Annotated in this window: 12 protein-coding genes; 3 read left to right on the forward strand and 9 right to left on the reverse strand. The window is 69.0% G+C overall.

Annotated elements, in window-relative coordinates; translation table 11 throughout:
- Nucleotides 1-206: 206 nt before the first annotated feature.
- From eno to BJQ94_RS12665, 4 genes are all read right to left on the reverse strand, one after another.
- On the reverse strand, nucleotides 207-1,487 hold the full coding sequence (gene eno, locus BJQ94_RS12650; protein ID WP_265398369.1) for a phosphopyruvate hydratase: 1,281 nt from the start codon (nucleotides 1,485-1,487) through the stop codon (nucleotides 207-209).
- Nucleotides 1,488-1,646: 159 nt separating this feature from the next.
- Nucleotides 1,647-2,900 (reverse strand): histidine--tRNA ligase, encoded by a 1,254-nt coding sequence (hisS, locus tag BJQ94_RS12655; RefSeq protein ID WP_265398368.1) that lies wholly within the window; start codon nucleotides 2,898-2,900, stop codon nucleotides 1,647-1,649.
- Nucleotides 2,901-3,016: 116 nt separating this feature from the next.
- Complete coding sequence (locus BJQ94_RS12660; protein WP_265398367.1) at nucleotides 3,017-3,550, reverse strand: ferritin; 534 nt, start codon at nucleotides 3,548-3,550, stop codon at nucleotides 3,017-3,019.
- A 32-nt stretch (nucleotides 3,551-3,582) separates the two neighbouring features.
- Nucleotides 3,583-4,284, reverse strand: coding sequence for a MazG family protein (locus BJQ94_RS12665; RefSeq protein ID WP_265398366.1), 702 nt, complete (start codon nucleotides 4,282-4,284; stop codon nucleotides 3,583-3,585).
- A 145-nt stretch (nucleotides 4,285-4,429) separates the two neighbouring features.
- On the opposite strand from BJQ94_RS12665, the gene BJQ94_RS12670 reads away from it, so the two are divergent.
- Complete coding sequence (locus tag BJQ94_RS12670) at nucleotides 4,430-5,638, forward strand: Na+/H+ antiporter NhaA (RefSeq protein ID WP_265398365.1); 1,209 nt, start codon at nucleotides 4,430-4,432, stop codon at nucleotides 5,636-5,638.
- On the opposite strand, the gene mfd is transcribed toward BJQ94_RS12670, so the two are convergent.
- From mfd to BJQ94_RS12685, 3 genes are read right to left on the reverse strand one after another with little or no spacing between them, the layout of a single operon-like run.
- Nucleotides 5,565-9,200, reverse strand: coding sequence for a transcription-repair coupling factor (mfd, locus tag BJQ94_RS12675; RefSeq protein WP_265398364.1), 3,636 nt, complete (start codon nucleotides 9,198-9,200; stop codon nucleotides 5,565-5,567). The two genes, BJQ94_RS12670 and mfd, sit on opposite strands and share 74 nt — an antisense overlap.
- A 30-nt stretch (nucleotides 9,201-9,230) precedes the next feature.
- Nucleotides 9,231-9,818: an aminoacyl-tRNA hydrolase gene (gene pth / locus BJQ94_RS12680; RefSeq protein ID WP_265398375.1), complete on the reverse strand. Its 588-nt coding sequence runs from the start codon at nucleotides 9,816-9,818 to the stop codon at nucleotides 9,231-9,233.
- Between the two features lie 48 nt (nucleotides 9,819-9,866).
- Entirely contained in the window at nucleotides 9,867-10,478 is a 612-nt protein-coding gene (locus BJQ94_RS12685) for a 50S ribosomal protein L25/general stress protein Ctc (RefSeq protein ID WP_265398363.1), read from the reverse strand.
- 243 nt (nucleotides 10,479-10,721) lie between these two features.
- On the opposite strand from BJQ94_RS12685, the gene BJQ94_RS12690 reads away from it, so the two are divergent.
- Nucleotides 10,722-11,426, forward strand: coding sequence for an FCD domain-containing protein (locus BJQ94_RS12690; RefSeq protein WP_345893444.1), 705 nt, complete (start codon nucleotides 10,722-10,724; stop codon nucleotides 11,424-11,426).
- Between the two features lie 67 nt (nucleotides 11,427-11,493).
- Nucleotides 11,494-12,951, forward strand: a complete 1,458-nt coding sequence (gene gndA / locus BJQ94_RS12695) for an NADP-dependent phosphogluconate dehydrogenase (protein WP_265398373.1) — start codon at nucleotides 11,494-11,496, stop codon at nucleotides 12,949-12,951.
- A gap of 119 nt (nucleotides 12,952-13,070) precedes the next feature.
- On the opposite strand, the gene BJQ94_RS12700 is transcribed toward gndA, so the two are convergent.
- Nucleotides 13,071-14,027 carry a hypothetical protein gene (locus BJQ94_RS12700; protein ID WP_265398362.1) on the reverse strand — a complete coding sequence of 319 codons (957 nt, stop codon included), beginning with the start codon at nucleotides 14,025-14,027 and terminating at the stop codon, nucleotides 13,071-13,073.
- A gap of 164 nt (nucleotides 14,028-14,191) precedes the next feature.
- Nucleotides 14,192-15,496, reverse strand: coding sequence for an APC family permease (locus BJQ94_RS12705; RefSeq protein WP_275875489.1), 1,305 nt, complete (start codon nucleotides 15,494-15,496; stop codon nucleotides 14,192-14,194).
- Nucleotides 15,497-15,599: the final 103 nt, after the last annotated feature.

Genomic DNA, 15,599 nt, shown 5'->3' on the forward strand with positions numbered 1-15,599 from the left:
GGCGGCAGCGCCCGGCGCGCGCCGGGCGGCGGAATCCCCCTGTTCTAGAGTGCCAGATGTTTCGGCCCTCGCCGTCCGACACGGGTGACGGGTGTGGTGATCCTGTGCAAATCCGCAGGCAGCCGGCCCCCGGCGGCCGGGCGGCGGGGGCCCCACGCAGAAAGGACCCCAGCCCGGTAGGGCTGGGGTCCTTCCGTCAGATGCTGTTACGCGGTGAAGCGGGGGAACGCGGAGCGGCCGGCGTAGACCGCGGCCTCGCCGAGCTCTTCTTCGATGCGCAGGAGCTGGTTGTACTTGGCAACGCGCTCGCTGCGGGCCGGGGCACCGGTCTTGATCTGGCCGGCATCCGTGGCGACGGCGAGGTCGGCGATGAAGGTGTCTTCGGTCTCACCGGAGCGGTGCGAGATGACGGCCTTGTAGCCGGCGCGCTGGGCGAGGGCGACAGCATCCATCGTCTCGGTCAGGGTGCCGATCTGGTTGACCTTGATGAGGATCGAGTTGGCAGCGCCGAGCTCGAGGCCCTTGGCCAGGCGGATCGGGTTGGTGACGAACAGGTCGTCTCCGACGATCTGCACCTTGTCACCGAGCTGCGCGGTGAGGTGGACGTAGCCGTCCCAGTCCTCTTCCTCGAGCGGGTCTTCGATGGAGACGAGCGGGTACGCCTCGAGAAGCTCGGCGTAGTACGCGACGAGCTCGGTGGAGGTGAGTTCCTTGCCCTCGAAGTGGTAGACGCCGTCCTTGAAGAACTCGGTGGCTGCACAGTCGAGCGCGAGGCCGATGTCGGTGCCGGGCGTGTAGCCGGCCAGGGTGATGGCTTCGACGATGAGGTCGAGGGCCGCACGGTTGCTCGGCAGGTTGGGAGCGAAGCCACCCTCGTCGCCGAGGCCGGTTGCGAGGCCCTTGCTCTTCAGCAGGCCCTTGAGGGCGTGGTAGACCTCAACGCCCCAGCGCAGGCCCTCGCTGAAGGTGGGGGCACCGAGCGGGACAACCATGAATTCCTGGATGTCGACGTCGTTGTCAGCGTGCGAGCCACCGTTGATGATGTTCATCATCGGCACCGGCAGGGTGTGGGCGTTCGGGCCACCGAGGTAGCGGAAGAGGGGCAGGTCGGCCGAGGCCGCTGCGGCCTTGGCGACGGCCAGGCTCACGCCGAGGATGGCGTTCGCGCCGACGCGCTCCTTGTTGACGGTGCCGTCGGTCTCGTTGAGGACCATGTCGATGATGCGCTGGTCGGCGGCGTCGAGGTCTTCGACGGCCGGGCCGAGCTCGTCGGTGACGGAGCCGACGGCCTTGAGCACGCCCTTGCCGAGGTAACGCTTCTTGTCACCGTCGTGCAGCTCATAGGCCTCGAAAGCGCCGGTCGAGGCGCCTGAGGGAACGGCGGCACGGCTCAGCGTGCCGTCCTCGAGAAGGACCTCGACCTCGACGGTCGGGTTTCCCCGAGAGTCGAGGATTTCGCGTGCAACAACTGCGTCAATAAGAGCCACAACTATCTCCTGTTTGTCTGTCGATCTTCTTTTGGATTTCTAAGTCCGATTGGATTTTGAGGAAGACGCCGCTGTGTTCCAGTCCGAGAACAGTCTAGTGATCGCACGCGCGGGGCGCTTTAGGACTGAAGTCCCGTCGCCCCGGCGTTCATCGATCGTTCAATCGCCCAGCGGTTTGAAAACGAGCGCGGCCGCGTCGACGGTGTCGTCGGTCACGAAGGCGAACCGGCCGTAGCCGGCGGCTCCGGCCCGCTCGAGCAGCGCCTTGAGGTTCTTGGTGCGCTTCTCCAACCGCACCCGGAGGCCATCGGCCACCAGCGCCGCCTTGAGCGCCACCAGCGCGGCTGGATCGGCGTCCTTCTCGTGCACGAGGACGACGGCGTTCCCGGTCTCCTCGTCGGAGCCGGCGAGCAGGTCGACGATGCGTTCGAAACCGATCGAGAACCCGCAGGCGGGCACGTCGGTGCCGAGGAACCGGCCGATCATGCCGTCGTAGCGGCCACCGCCGCCGAGCGAGTAGCCCAGCTCCGGGTGTTTGATCTCGAAGATGGTGCCGGTGTAGTAGCCCATGCCGCGCACCAGGGTGGGGTCGAACTCCAGGCGCACACCGGGCAGGGCGGCGCGCAGGGCGGCGAGGTCGGCGTAGGCCGCGGCGTCGAGCCAGGTCGGCGCATCCGCCGGGTCGGGCCAGCCGGCGTCGCTGAAGCCGGCGAGGGTGTCGGCCAGGCCGGTGGTGTCAATGCCGAGCCCGCCCAGTTCGGCGACGACGCCGTCGACGCCGATCTTGTCGAGTTTGTCGAGGGTGATCAGGGCGCGTTCGGTGAGGTTCGCGGCCACACCCCAGGTGGCGAGCATGGTGCTGAGGATGCGGCGGTCGTTGATGCGGATCGAGCAGCCGGCCAGCCCCAGGTTGTCGAGCGCGGCGACGGTGGCGGTGATCAGCTCGATCTCGGCCAGCGGGCCGGCCTCCCCGATGATGTCGATGTCGCACTGCATGAACTGGCGGTAGCGGCCCTTCTGCGGGCGCTCGGCACGCCAGACGGGGGCGATCTGGATGGAGCGGAACACGGCGGGCAGCTCGGCGCGGTGGCTGGCGTAGAACCGGGCCAGGGGCACCGTGAGGTCGAAACGAAGGCCGAGGTCGGTGAGCGAGAGCAGGTCGTCGGCTTCCGCGGCCGCCACGAGGTCGGCTGGGGCCAGCCCGCGCTTGAGCACAGCGAAGCCGAGCTTCTCGTTGTCGCCGCCGAGCCCGGAGTGCAGCCGCGCGGTGTCCTCCATCACCGGGGTTTCGATCTCGTCGAAGCCGTGCGCGGCGAAGCTGGTGCGGATGACGCCCAGCGCCCTCTCACGGGTGGCCTTGTCGGCCGGGAGGAAGTCGCGCATGCCGCGGGGAGGGGTCACTGCTGTTGCCATGGCCCCAATTCTGTCAGGTCCCCCGCCGCTCCCCCGCAGCTCCCCCGGCGAAAACTGTTCCCCGTGCGGACATCTGCGTCCGGCGTACCGGCCGCAGATGCCCGCTTCGGCAACAGTTAGAGGGCGCCGCCGGCCGCGCCGGGAGCGTCGGTGTCGCCGCCGCCGTCGCCGACCTGCTCGCGGGCGATGAAGTTCTCGATGTCGAAGAGGTTGTCCTTGGCGCGCTTGGCGATGGTCAGCAGCGTCGACATGGAGGCGACCTCCTCGACCTGCTCCTTGAGGAACCAGAGCATGGCCTGCTCACCGAGCGCATCGCCGTCGGCGCGGGCAGCGCGGAAGAGCGCCTCGATCTGGCCGGTGACCTGCTGTTCCTGGGCCAGGGCCAGGGCGATGGGTTCCACGATGTTGGCGAAGCCGTTGATGACGGCGGGAATGCCGGGGATCACGACCTCCAGGCCGCGGTCGAGGCGGTACTGCACGAGCATCATGGCGTGGTTGCGCTCTTCGACGGACTGGCGGTAGAAGTGCCTGGCCAGCTGCGGCAGGTCCTGGCTGTCGAACCAGGTGGCGATGGCGATGTACTGCTGGGACGCGGCGAACTCGTTGCCGATTTGCCGGGTCAGGAGCGCGTTGAAGGAGGTTTCGGTCATGCTTCGACGTTAGCGGGCCCGGCTGGGCCGCGCTATGCGCTGGGCAGCCCGATGATTCCGGCGTCGGTCGGGTCGCTCTGCTCGGCAGCGCGGATCTCGTCCTGCAGGTCGCGGACGGCCGTGCGCAGCGCCCGCTCGGAGTCGAGCCCCTGGGCCTTGGCCGCCGACACGATGGCGAGCAGGATCGGCCCGAGTTCGGCCTCACTGTCGATCGGGAGCAGCCCGGGCGCATCCGTCTCGAGCAACCCGATCTTCTGGGCGCGGCCGAGCACCTTGTCGGCCAGCGCGAGGGCAGGCATGCCCTGCGGGATGCCGTCGAGAACGCTCGTGCGGTGCGGTTTCTCCGCGGCCTTCACGTCGTCCCACCCGGCCACGACCTCATCGAGGCTCTGCTCGGCTGCGTCGCCGAAGACATGCGGATGCCGGCCGACCATCTTGCGGGTCATCCGCGCGGCCACATCCTGGATGTCGAAGCCCTCGTCGGGGGTCTGGGCGGCAATGGCCGCGTGGAAGACCACCTGGTAGAGCACGTCGCCGAGCTCCTCGAGCAGGTCGTCGCGGCTGCCGGTCTCGATGGCCTCGATCAGCTCGTGGGTCTCCTCGGTGAGGTACTGCACGAGCGACTCGTGGGTCTGTTCAGCGTCCCACGGGCAGCCGCCGGGCGCGCGCAGACGGGCCACCGTGCCCACGAGCTCGTCGAAGGCGGATGGCGTGGGCTGGCTGGAATCGGTCACACTCCATCGTAGGCGGCAGGATTCGCCCCGGCCCGGCTAAACTGGGCGCAGGTGTGCCGGGAAGTCTGGTCGGCGGGCGAAGTGTTTCGCTCTCGACTCACAACAGACCCCGGGCGTTCTCCGGCCGGGATGGACAGGACACCGTATGACCTTCATCCGATCCGAGCGCTACGCCGCCGGGTTCCTCCTTCTCGCCGGGATCCTCGGCCTCGTCGCCGCGAACCTCACGTTCGGGCCCGCCCTGATCGACGCCGCCAACCAGCACCTGCAGACCGGCGTCTTCGGACTCGACCTGTCGGCGAAGCACTGGATCAGCGACGGCCTGCTGGCGGTCTTCTTCTTCCTCATCGCCATCGAACTCAAGCGCGAGCTCGTGATCGGCGACCTGAACAGCGTCGGCAAGGCCGCGCTGCCGGCCCTCGCCGCCCTCGGCGGCGTTGTGGTGCCGGCCGGGATCTACCTGCTGCTCACGCAGGGCTCCGGCCTCGCGGCGGGCTGGCCGGTGCCGACGGCCACCGATATCGCCTTCGCGCTCGGTGTACTGGCGGTCTTCGGCCGCGGCATTCCCACCCGGGTGCGGGTGTTCCTGCTGGCCCTGGCCGTACTCGATGACCTCGTGGCCATCCTGATCATCGCGTTCTTCTTCACCTCGGACCCGCAGCTGCAGTACATCGGTTTCGCCGTCATCACCGCGACCCTGTTCGGTGTCATGAGCCGGCTGCTCAAGCCCCGCTCCGGGTGGGTGCTCGGCCGCAAGCCGATCTGGCCGATCATCGTGCTGCTCACGGTTCTGGGCATGGCCACCTGGTACTTCACCTACCTGTCCGGCGTGCACGCCACCATCGCCGGCGTCATCCTCGGCCTGGTGATGGCCCGCATCCCGGCCGGCCGCACCCACCACATCCTCGAGCCGTACTCGAACGCGGTGATCCTGCCGCTGTTCGCATTCTCGGCGGCGCTCGTGGCCATCCCTCAGGTGAGTCTGGCCGAACTCAGCCCGGCGTTCTGGGGAATCCTGGTGGCACTTCCGGTGGGAAAGCTCATCGGCATCACCCTGGCCGGCGCCCTGGGCAGCCTGATCTCGCGTCGCCCGGCCGGCTCCAAGGCCGGCCTCAAGCTCGCCGACATCATCATGGTCGCCTGCCTGGGCGGCATCGGCTTCACGGTGTCACTGCTGATGGGCGCGCTCGCCTTCGCCGGCAGCACTGAGGTGATCGACGAGGCCACCCTCGCCGTGCTGCTGGGCTCCGGCTTCGCGATCCTGGTCTCGGCCGTCGTCGTCAGTGTGCGGGCACGGCAGTATCGACGGGCCGCGGAAATACAGCATCCAGCAGCGCTCCCGTCCACGCGATAAGCGCGGCATCGGCCAGCGGCTCGCCGTTCACGCGCGGCAGCGGCACGATCATGGAACCCGCGGCCGCGGAATACTTGGCGCCCGGGTACATCCGCTGCACCCGCACCTGCATGGAATCGGCCAGGTCGACCGGGGCGACCCGCAGGTTGGAGCCCATCGCGACGACCTCGCCCAGGCCCGCCTGCTGCGCGTGGCGGCGCAGGCGGGAGACGGCGATGAGGTTGGTGACGGCCTCCGGCGGTTCGCCGTAGCGGTCGGTGAGCTCCTCGAGCACGAGGCCGATCTGGTCGGCCGCTGCAGCGAGTCCGCTGGCGCCGGAGAGCTTCTGGTACGCCTCGAGGCGGAGGCGCTCGCTGTCCACGTATTCCTCGGGGATGTGCGCGTCCACGGGCAGCTCGAGCCGCAGCTCGGTCTGGCCCTCAGCGACGTCGCCGCGGAAGGTCGACACGGCCTCGCCGATCATGCGCAGGTACAGGTCGAAACCCACCCCGGCGATGTGGCCGGCCTGCTCGCCGCCGAGCAGGTTGCCCGCTCCGCGGATCTCGAGGTCTTTCAGCGCCACCTGCATGCCCGCGCCGAGTTCGTTGTTGGCCGCGATGGTGGCCAGCCTGTCGTGCGCGATCTCGCTCAGCGGCTTGTTCTCGTCATAGAGGAAGTAGGCGTAGGCCCGTTCCCGGCCGCGTCCCACCCGGCCGCGCAGCTGGTGCAGCTGGCTGAGGCCGTACTTGTCGGCCCGGTCGATGATGATGGTGTTCGCGTTGGCGATGTCCAGGCCGGTCTCGATGATGGTCGTGGAGACCAGGATGTCGAACTTGTTCTCCCAGAAGTCCACCACCACCTGCTCGAGCTGCGCCTCGGGCAACTGTCCGTGCGCCACGGCGATGCGCGCCTCCGGCACCAGTTCGGCCAGCTGAGCGGCTACCCGGTTGATGCTGGAGACCCGGTTGTGCACGAAAAAGATCTGGCCCTCGCGCAGCAGCTCGCGGCGGATGGCGGCGGCCACCTGGCGGTCGGAGTAGGGACCGACGAAGGTGAGGATCGGGTGCCGGTCCTCCGGCGGCGTTGCCAGCGTAGACATCTCCCTGATGCCGGTGACGGCCATCTCCAGGGTGCGCGGGATGGGCGTGGCGCTCATCGCGAGGATGTCGACGTTGGTCTTGAGCTTCTTCAGCGCGTCCTTGTGCTCGACGCCAAAGCGCTGTTCCTCATCGATGATGACCAGGCCGAGGTCTTTGAACACCGTGCTCTCGGAGAGCAACCGGTGGGTGCCGATGACCATGTCGACGGTGCCGTCGAGCATGCCGGCCACGGTCTCGCGGGATTCCTTGTCGGTCTGGAACCGGCTGAGCGCGCGCAGGTGGATCGGGAAGCCGGCGAAGCGCTCCTGGAAGGTCTCCATGTGCTGGCGCACGAGCAGGGTGGTGGGCACGAGCATGGCCACCTGCTTGCCGTCCTGGATGGCCTTGAACGCAGCGCGCACGGCCACCTCGGTCTTGCCGAAGCCCACGTCGCCGGAGAGCAGCCGGTCCATCGGGATGGGCCGCTCCATGTCGGCCTTGACCTCCTCGATGGTGGTGAGCTGGTCGGGTGTCTCCGCGAACGGGAACGCCTCCTCGAGCTCCCGCTGCCACGGGGTATCGGGGCCGAAGGCGTGACCCTTGCTGGCCATCCGGGCCGAATAGAGCTTGACGAGTTCGACGGCGATGTCGCGCACGGCACGGCGGGCCTTGGTCTTGGCGGCCGACCAGTCGCTGCCGCCCATCTTCGACAGGGCGGGGGCCTCGCCGCCGACGTAGCGGGAGACCAGGTCGAGCTGGTCGGTGGGCACGTAGAGCTTGTCGCCGCCGTGGCCGCGCTTGGATGCGGCGTATTCGAGCACCAGGTATTCGCGGGTGGTCTTGACCGGGTTGCGGCCGCCGCTGGAGACCTCGCGCTGGGTGAGTTCGAGGAACCGGCCGATGCCGTGGGTCTGGTGCACGACGTGGTCGCCGGTCTTGAGCTGCAGCGGGTCGACGACGTTCTTCCGCCGGCTGGCGAGCTTCTTGATCTGCCGGGCGTCGTAGCCGACGGTACGGCCGTAGAACTCACTCTCGCTCACCAGGGTGAGCTTGGTCTCGGGGATCTCGAAGCCGTGCGCGATGGAGGCCTTGAGCAGGTAGGCGATGCCGGGCTCGGGGTTCGCCGGGAACTCCTCGACGATACGGGCGGGCAGTTCCGCGCCGGCGAGCACGTCGGCGGCGCGTTCGACGAGGCCGGCGCCCTGGGCGACGACGGCGACGGTCCAGCCATCCTTCATCCGGCTGCCGAGGTGCCCGACGGCGCCCTCGACGCTGCCGGCGAAGCTCGGCACCGCGTCGCCCTCGACACGGATGGTGAGCAGTTCGTCGATCTCACGGTGCTCCGGCAGCACCTCGATGTCGGTGGGCGCGGCCTGGAACGAACTCATTGTCCACCAGACCCGCTCGGTGGCGGGGGCGCCGGGCGCCGAGTACCGCACGGCGTCGCGCAGGGTGCCGAGGCTGAGGAAGTCGCCGCTGGCCAGGTCGATGGGTGCCTCCGCGCCGGCTGTGGCGGCGTTCCAGGCGGCGGAGAGGAACTCCCGGTTGGTCTCGGCCAGGCTGATCGCGCGGGAGGCGACCCGCTCCGGCGAGATCACGGCGACGGCGGCCTGCCGGGGCAGGTAGTGGGTCACGGGCACGAGCCTGTCGACGAGGGCGGGCGCCAGGCTCTCCATACCCTCGACGGGGATGCCCTCGGCCACCTTGGCGAGCAAGCCAGCGAGGCTGGGGAACTCGTGCTGCATCTCCCTGGCACGCTGGCGCACTGCGGGGCTGAGCAGCAGTTCCCGGCTCGGCGGCAGGCTCACCGAGGCAACGGGTTCGGGCATCGAGCGCTGGTCGGAGACCGCGAACGCGCGGATCTGCTCCACCTCGTCGCCGAAGAACTCGATGCGGTACGGGTGCGGGGCCATCGGCGGGAACACGTCGAGGATGCCGCCGCGCACGGCGAATTCGCCGCGGCGGGTGACCATGTCCACGCGGGCGTAGGCCACGTTGACGAGGTCGACGGAGATGGCGGCCAGGTCGTGCCCGCGGGCACCGGCGGTCAACTCGAGCGGGGCGAAGTCGGTGAGGTTGTCGGCCACCGGCTGCAGGGCGGCGCGCACGGAGGCCACCACGATGAGGGGGCGGCGCACGGCCGCATCCTGGGCTTCCCAGTCGCGCATCCGCCGTAGGGCGTAGAGCCGGCGGCCGACGATCTCGGCGCTCGGGCTGAGCCTTTCGTGCGGCAGGGTCTCCCAGGCCGGGAACTCGACGATCTCGGCGTCGTCGGAGAAGCAGCCGAGGTTCTCCCGCAGCGCCTCGGACTCCCGCCCGGTGGCGGTGATCACGAGCAGGGCACGGCCCTTGTCCAAACGGCTCCGCTGTTCCATCAGGGCGGCCAGCAGGGGTGCACGCAGCCCCTCGGTGAGCGAGAAGTCGGCGTCACGGGCCGCGAAGGCGAGGGCGTTGTCGAACGTGGAGGCGCGCGAAAGCGCCGGAATCAAGCCCTGAAGAATCACCGCACAAGTCTACGGGTTCTCTGGCGCGCGCTAGGCGGGCGGAGCGTGGAACTTCTGCTGGGCCGCGGTGACACCGTCGAAGGCGATCATCTCGATGGCGTCCGCGGCATCCTCGAGCATGATCGGCAGGGTCGCCCGCTCGGTGCTGCTGAAGTCGTGCAGCACGAAGTCGGCCGCGTTCTGACGGCCGGGCGGGCGGCCGATGCCCATCCGGATGCGGGTGAATTCGTTGCTGCCCGCGGCGGAGATGATGTCCCGCACCCCGTTGTGGCCGCCGTGGCCGCCGCCCACCTTGATCTTCAGGGTGTCGAACGGCAGGTCGAGCTCGTCGTGTACGACGATCAGGCGGGAGACATCGAGGGAGTAGAACCGCAGCAGGCCCGCGACGGGGCCGCCGGAGAGGTTCATGAAGCTGTTTGGCTTGGCCAGGATGAGCTTGGGGCCGCCGGGGACGCTGCGGCCTTCGGCGACGGAGGCGTTCGCCTTGTGGTTCTTGAAGTTCGCGCGCAGGCGGTCGGCCAGCACGGCTGTCACCATGTGGCCCACGTTGTGGCGATTACCGGCGTAGCCGGGCCCGGGGTTACCGAGCCCGACTACGAGCCAGAGATTCTCGTCCAGGGGGTTCCTTTACGCAGTTTTCTGTCCGGTGATCACGAAGGGGGAAAGCTACTCTGCGGCAGCTTCCTCGGCGGGAGCCTCCTCGGTGGCGGTCTCCTCTTCCTCTTCCTCGGCCGGCAGGTGCACACCGACGACAACCATCTCGGGGTCGGAGATGAGCGACGCGCCCTCGGGCAGCGTGATCTCGCTGGCGTGGATGAGGGCGCCGTCTTCGAGGCCCTCGACATCGACGCTGACGCTCTGCGGGATGTTGGTGGCTTCGACCTCGAGCAGCAGGGTCTTGGCGTCGAGGTCGGCGGTGGTGCCGGCGGCGGGCTCACCGGTGACGTGCACGGCGACCTCGACCTGGACCTTTTCACCCTTGCGGATGACGATGAGGTCGAGGTGCTCGATGATCTGGCGAACCGGGTCCTTCTGCACATCCTTGACCAGGGTCAGGTGAGTGGTGCCCTCGACGTCGAGCTCCAGCACGGCGTTCGCACGACGCAGCAGCAGGCCGATCTCGTGGGCCGGCAGGGCCACGTGCACGGGGTCGGTGCCGTGACCGTAGATCACGGCGGGGATCTTGCCGAGCACGCGCAGCTTGCGGGCAGCGCCCTTGCCGAAGCTGACGCGGGCGTCAGCGGCGATCTTGTTGTTGTTGTTCTTGGCCTCAGCCATGGTGTCTCCTTGCGGGCCTGGTGTGCCCGTATTGATGGTGCGGGCACGAAGCCCGCAGTACGGATGCTGGTTCAACTCGAACGCATGTCAGCGTGAGGAAAGGCCTGGGGGGACTTTTCGCCGCGTCGATTACGGATTTCGCAGGTGCCGGTTGCCCGACTGGCGCGAATCCCTCGCCGAAGTTCAACTCAAGAGTCTAGCGGACGAGTGGGGTGGCCGCACGACCCCGATAACATGACGATCATGGCCAGCCTGCACACCCGAGTGACCGAAGACGTCGGACGGTCCATCGTCGACGGCGCGGTTCCGGCGGGGGCCGTGCTGCTCTCCGATGAGATCGAGCGCCGGCAGGGAGTGAGCCGGTCCGTCATCCGGGAGGCCATCAGGGTGCTGGGGTCGATGGGGCTCGTCGAGTCCGTCAAACGGGTCGGCATCAGGGTTCTGCCGGCGGAGAGCTGGAACGTCTACGACCCCACCCTCATCCGCTGGCGCCTGCTCGGGCCCGGCAAGGGAGACCAGCTGCGGTCACTGACCGAGCTCCGCTCCGCCGTGGAACCGATGGCGGCAGAGTTGGCGGCCAGGCACGCGGACCCCTCCGTCTCCGCCGAGCTGATCGAGGTGGCCGAGCTGATGCGCGTCGTGGGGTCCTCCGGTGACGTGTCCAGGTTCCTCGAGCTCGACATCCGCTTTCACCGGCTGGTGCTGCAGGGGTCGGGCAACGAGATGTTCGCCAAGCTCGACGAGCCCATCGCGGCGGTGCTGTCCGGGCGCACCGACCTGGGCCTGATGCCCGACCATCCGCACGAGAACACCCTGCAGCTGCACGCGGACGTGGCCGACGCGGTCGCGGGCGGCCACCCCGGGCAGGCCAGGGAGGCGATGGAGCTCATCATGCGTCGCACCTACGCGGAGGTCCAACCGACCTGGACGGCCGCATCCGGTCAATAAGTATGATTACATTGGGGTAGCGGACCAGTAATCTTGATTGTGGTCCTCGCTCACAGACCCAAAGGAGATTTGCGTGTCAGAAACCGGTTCAGCAAACATCGGCGTCGTCGGACTGGCGGTGATGGGCTCCAACCTCGCCCGCAACCTCGCCAGCCGCGAAGGCAACACCGTCGCGGTGTACAACCGCTCCCCCGAGCGCACCCGGCTGCTCACCGACGAGCACCCCGAGGCCGGTTTTGTGGCCTCGGAGACCATCGAGGAGTTCGTCGCGTCGCTGAAGACCCCGCGCACGGCGATCATCATGGTTCAGGCCGGCAAGGGCACCGACGCCGTGATCAGCCAGCTGACCGAGCTCTTCGAGCCCGGCGACATCATCGTCGACGGCGGCAACGCCCTGTTCACCGACACCCTGCGCCGCGAGAAGGCCGTGCGCGAGACCGGCATCAACTTCGTCGGCGCCGGCATCTCCGGCGGCGAAGAGGGCGCCCTCAAGGGCCCGAGCATCATGCCCGGCGGCTCCGCCGAGGCGTACGTCACCCTCGGCCCGATCCTCGAATCCATCGCCGCGGTCGTCGACGGCGTGCCCTGCGTCACCCACGTCGGCACCGACGGCGCCGGCCACTTCGTCAAGATGATCCACAACGGCATCGAGTACGCCGACATGCAGCTCATCGGCGAGGCCTACGACCTCATCCGGCGCGGTACCGGCAAGACCCCGGTCGAGATCTCCGAGATCTTCACCGAGTGGAACAAGGGCGACCTCGAGAGCTACCTCATCGAGATCACCGCTGAAGTCCTCAAGCAGGTCGACGCCAAGACCGGCCAGCCTCTCGTCGACGTGATCCTCGACCAGGCCGGCAGCAAGGGCACCGGCGTCTGGACCGTGCAGACCGCATTGGACCTCGGCATCCCCGTCTCCGGCATCGCCGAGGCCGTGTTCGCCCGCTCCGTCTCCTCCAAGCCCGCGCAGCGTGCCGCCGCGGCCGCCCTTCCCGGCCCGACCGCGAACCCGGTCGAGGACGTGGACGGCTTCATCGAGGGTGTTCGCCAGGCGCTCTACGCGTCGAAGATCATCGCGTACTCGCAGGGCTTCGACGCCATCGTCGCCGGCGCCGAGCAGTACAACTGGGACATCAAGAAGGGCGACATCGCGAAGATCTGGCGCGGCGGCTGCATCATCCGCGCCCGCTTCCTCAACCGCATCACCGAGGCCTACACCGAGAACCCCGGGCTCGTCTCACTCGTCACCGCCCCGTTCTTCACGGATGTCGTCGCCAAGGCGCAGGACTCCTGGCGCAACGTCGTCGCCGACGCCGCTCACGCCGGCATCCCCGCGCCGGTGTTCGCGTCGTCGCTGGCGTACTACGACAGCCTGCGTGCCGACCGCCTCCCCGCGGCACTCACCCAGGGCCAGCGCGACTTCTTCGGTGCGCACACCTACAAGCGCGTCGACATGGAAGGCACCTTCCACACCCTGTGGTCCGGCGACCGCAGCGAGATCGTCACCGAGGGCTCCTCACACTAGAGTCCGCTCCCCCGCACCACCCGCCCGGCAACTGTTGCCCGTGCGGACATCTGCACCCGGTACGCCGGCCGCAGAAGTCCGGACGGGCAACAGTTGTCTGCACGGTCGGCCGGCGCGGTTCAGCGGATGACCGGTAGTCCGGCTCCGCGGAGCAGCCGCGACAATGCCGCCCGGTCGGCCAGCTCGGCCCAGCCCCACCGCACCACGGTGAAGCCCTCGGCGCGCAGGTGATCCTCGCGAATCTTCTCCTCGTAGACGACATCGCCGGGAGCGCGTCCCCGCAGGTATTCCTCCTTGAGGTACTTGCCCTTGCCGTCGAACTCGCCGATCAGCCTGAAGTCCAGCCATTCATGATCGGCGTAGTACCAGCCGCCGCGGGGGTTCCGGTGCCGCGCCTGCAGCTCAGGGTCGGGAAACCCCAGCTCGAAGATCGCGACCCGGCTCAGCGACTCTCCAGGGTTGGCCACGTTCGGCCGGGCAAAATCGAGCGCGCGCTGCGCCCTGACAAGTCCGCGCACCGAGACGACCCTGGTCAGGGCCTCCGACAGCTCGTCGGCGTATACGAGCACCCGCGGGTCGGCGCGGTCCGGGTTCAGACCGTGATCGAGGGCCACGACGGCATCAGCGAAGCTCACCGTCCTGGCGAGGTCCACCAGGGTGCGCGCCGGACTGGTGACGAGCACGCCGTCGATCTCGACGATCTCGTCCCAGTCGAACTCGGCCCGGTGCACGAGCACCCCGTTCTTGCTGCGTGCGTGGGAGGCCGGCCGGGCCAGCACGTGAACCGCGTTTGGCCAGGGACTGCCCAGCGGGATTCCCCAGAGCGCGGCCGCGGACTGGTGGCTGACGATGGGGTCGTGTTTCCTGGTCTCCACGACGGCCCGGATCCGGTCCAGGTACTTTTGGCCGAGGTCGATACTCCGCCAGCGTTCCGCCGTCGTGAAGACGCCGCGCCTGAGCCGGGTGGCCTCGCCGAGGTCGACCTCCCGCCGGGCGTGTCTGGCGTCGGTGTCGCTCACGCCGATCTTCTTCACGAGGAACAGGCCCGTCTGTGGGTCCAACCGGTCAACAGTCATGGCCCGAGCGTCGCACCCGCAGGTCCGCCGTCGCGGGCCGCGCGCACGGCTGTGCAGAACCGGCACGACGACAGCCTGGGGAGGCGGGGCCACCGCCGGCTTCTGTTGCTCGAACGGACATCTGCGTCCGGCGTGCCGGACGCAGATGTCCGGATGGGGAACAGTTAGGGGTGGCGGGCGGGGCGGGGGCGCCTGGCGCGGCGGGCGGCGCGGGACAGGCGCAGGGCGCGGCCGAGCAGGCCGAGGGCGAGCCAGGCGATCGCGGCGAGCACTCCGGGCCAGGGCAGGGTCACTGCGAGGAGCAGGCAGCCCGCTACGCCCAGGTACTGCACTGCGCGAGGCAACCAGCGCTCTGCACGCGGCTGGCGCAGGGCGGCCAGATGCGCGATCGCGTAGTAGACGAGCACGGCGCAGGCCGAGAAGCCCACCAGTTGAGCCGGGTCGAGCACCAGCACGCCGAGGATCGCGACGAGGCCCACGCTCACCTCGGCCGTGACGGGTGTCTGCCGGGTCACCGAGACGCGGCTGAGCCCGCCGGGCAGGTCGCCCTCCCGCGCCATCGCCAGCCCGGTGCGGCTGAGCCCGGCCAGGATGCCGGCGAGCGAGCCCAGGCAGGCCACGGCGGCGAGCAGCCTGATGATGCCGCTCCACGGCTCGGTCCCACCGACCAGATCGGCCAGCGGCGAGGCAGAGGTGGTAAGGGCGGCCGGTCCGAGCACGATGATGCAGAGCCAGCCGATCACCCCGTAGACCAGAAGGGCGAGGCCCAGAGCAATCACGATCGCCCGGGGCAGACTGCGGCGGGGGTCACGCACCTCCTCCCCCAGCGTGGCCATGCGCGCGTAACCCGCGAAGGCGAAGAACAGCAGGCCGGCCGACTGCAGGATGCCCGACCAGCCGGCATCGACCAGGGTGCCGGGGTGAAAGACGGCCGCGCGGGCTCCGCCGACGAGGCCGGCGCCGACCACAACCACCAACACGGCCAGTCCGCCGAGCACGAGGAAGACCACCAGTGCGCTGAGCCTGGCCGTGCTGCGGATGCCGGCCAGGTTCACAGCTCCCATCACGAGCAGGGCGAGCACGGCCACGAGCCTGGCTTGCCCCGGCCACAGATAGCCGCCCAGGATCAGGGCGATGGCACCGGCCGACGCCGTCTTGCCGGCCAGGAACAACCAACCGGCCGAGAAACCCCACCACGGGCCGAGGGTCGCCCGGCCGAAGGCGTAGGCCCCGCCCGAGACCGGATGGCTCATCGCCAGTTGCGCGGAGCTCAGGGCATTCAGCGACGCGATGAGCCCGGCCAGCACGAGCCCGATGAGCAGGCCGGAGCCGGCCGCGGACGCTGCCGGAACCCAGACGTAGAAGACCCCGGCGCCGATCATGGCGGCCAGGCCGACGACGATCGCGCTACCCGTGCCGAGGTGCCGCTGCAGCGCAGCCGGGTTGTCCGGTTCGTTTCGGTCGTTCACCCAACCAGCGTAGGTAGGCCAGGTGAACGACAGGCATCCACCGAACGCCCGCCACAACTGTTGCCGCTGCGGACTTCTGCGTCCGGCGCACCGGCCGCAAATG

Source organism: Cryobacterium sp. SO2, assembly GCF_026151165.2.
Lineage (GTDB): Bacteria > Actinomycetota > Actinomycetes > Actinomycetales > Microbacteriaceae > Cryobacterium.

Coding starts and splice junctions, on each gene's coding strand:
- hisS (WP_265398368.1), bottom strand. CDS start 2,900: ATGGCAACAGCAGTGACCCCTCCCCGCGGCATGCGCGACTTCCTCCCG.
- BJQ94_RS12660 (WP_265398367.1), bottom strand. CDS start 3,550: ATGACCGAAACCTCCTTCAACGCGCTCCTGACCCGGCAAATCGGCAAC.
- BJQ94_RS12670 (WP_265398365.1), top strand. CDS start 4,430: ATGACCTTCATCCGATCCGAGCGCTACGCCGCCGGGTTCCTCCTTCTC.
- BJQ94_RS12685 (WP_265398363.1), bottom strand. CDS start 10,478: ATGGCTGAGGCCAAGAACAACAACAACAAGATCGCCGCTGACGCCCGC.
- BJQ94_RS12690 (WP_345893444.1), top strand. CDS start 10,722: ATGGCCAGCCTGCACACCCGAGTGACCGAAGACGTCGGACGGTCCATC.
- BJQ94_RS12700 (WP_265398362.1), bottom strand. CDS start 14,027: ATGACTGTTGACCGGTTGGACCCACAGACGGGCCTGTTCCTCGTGAAG.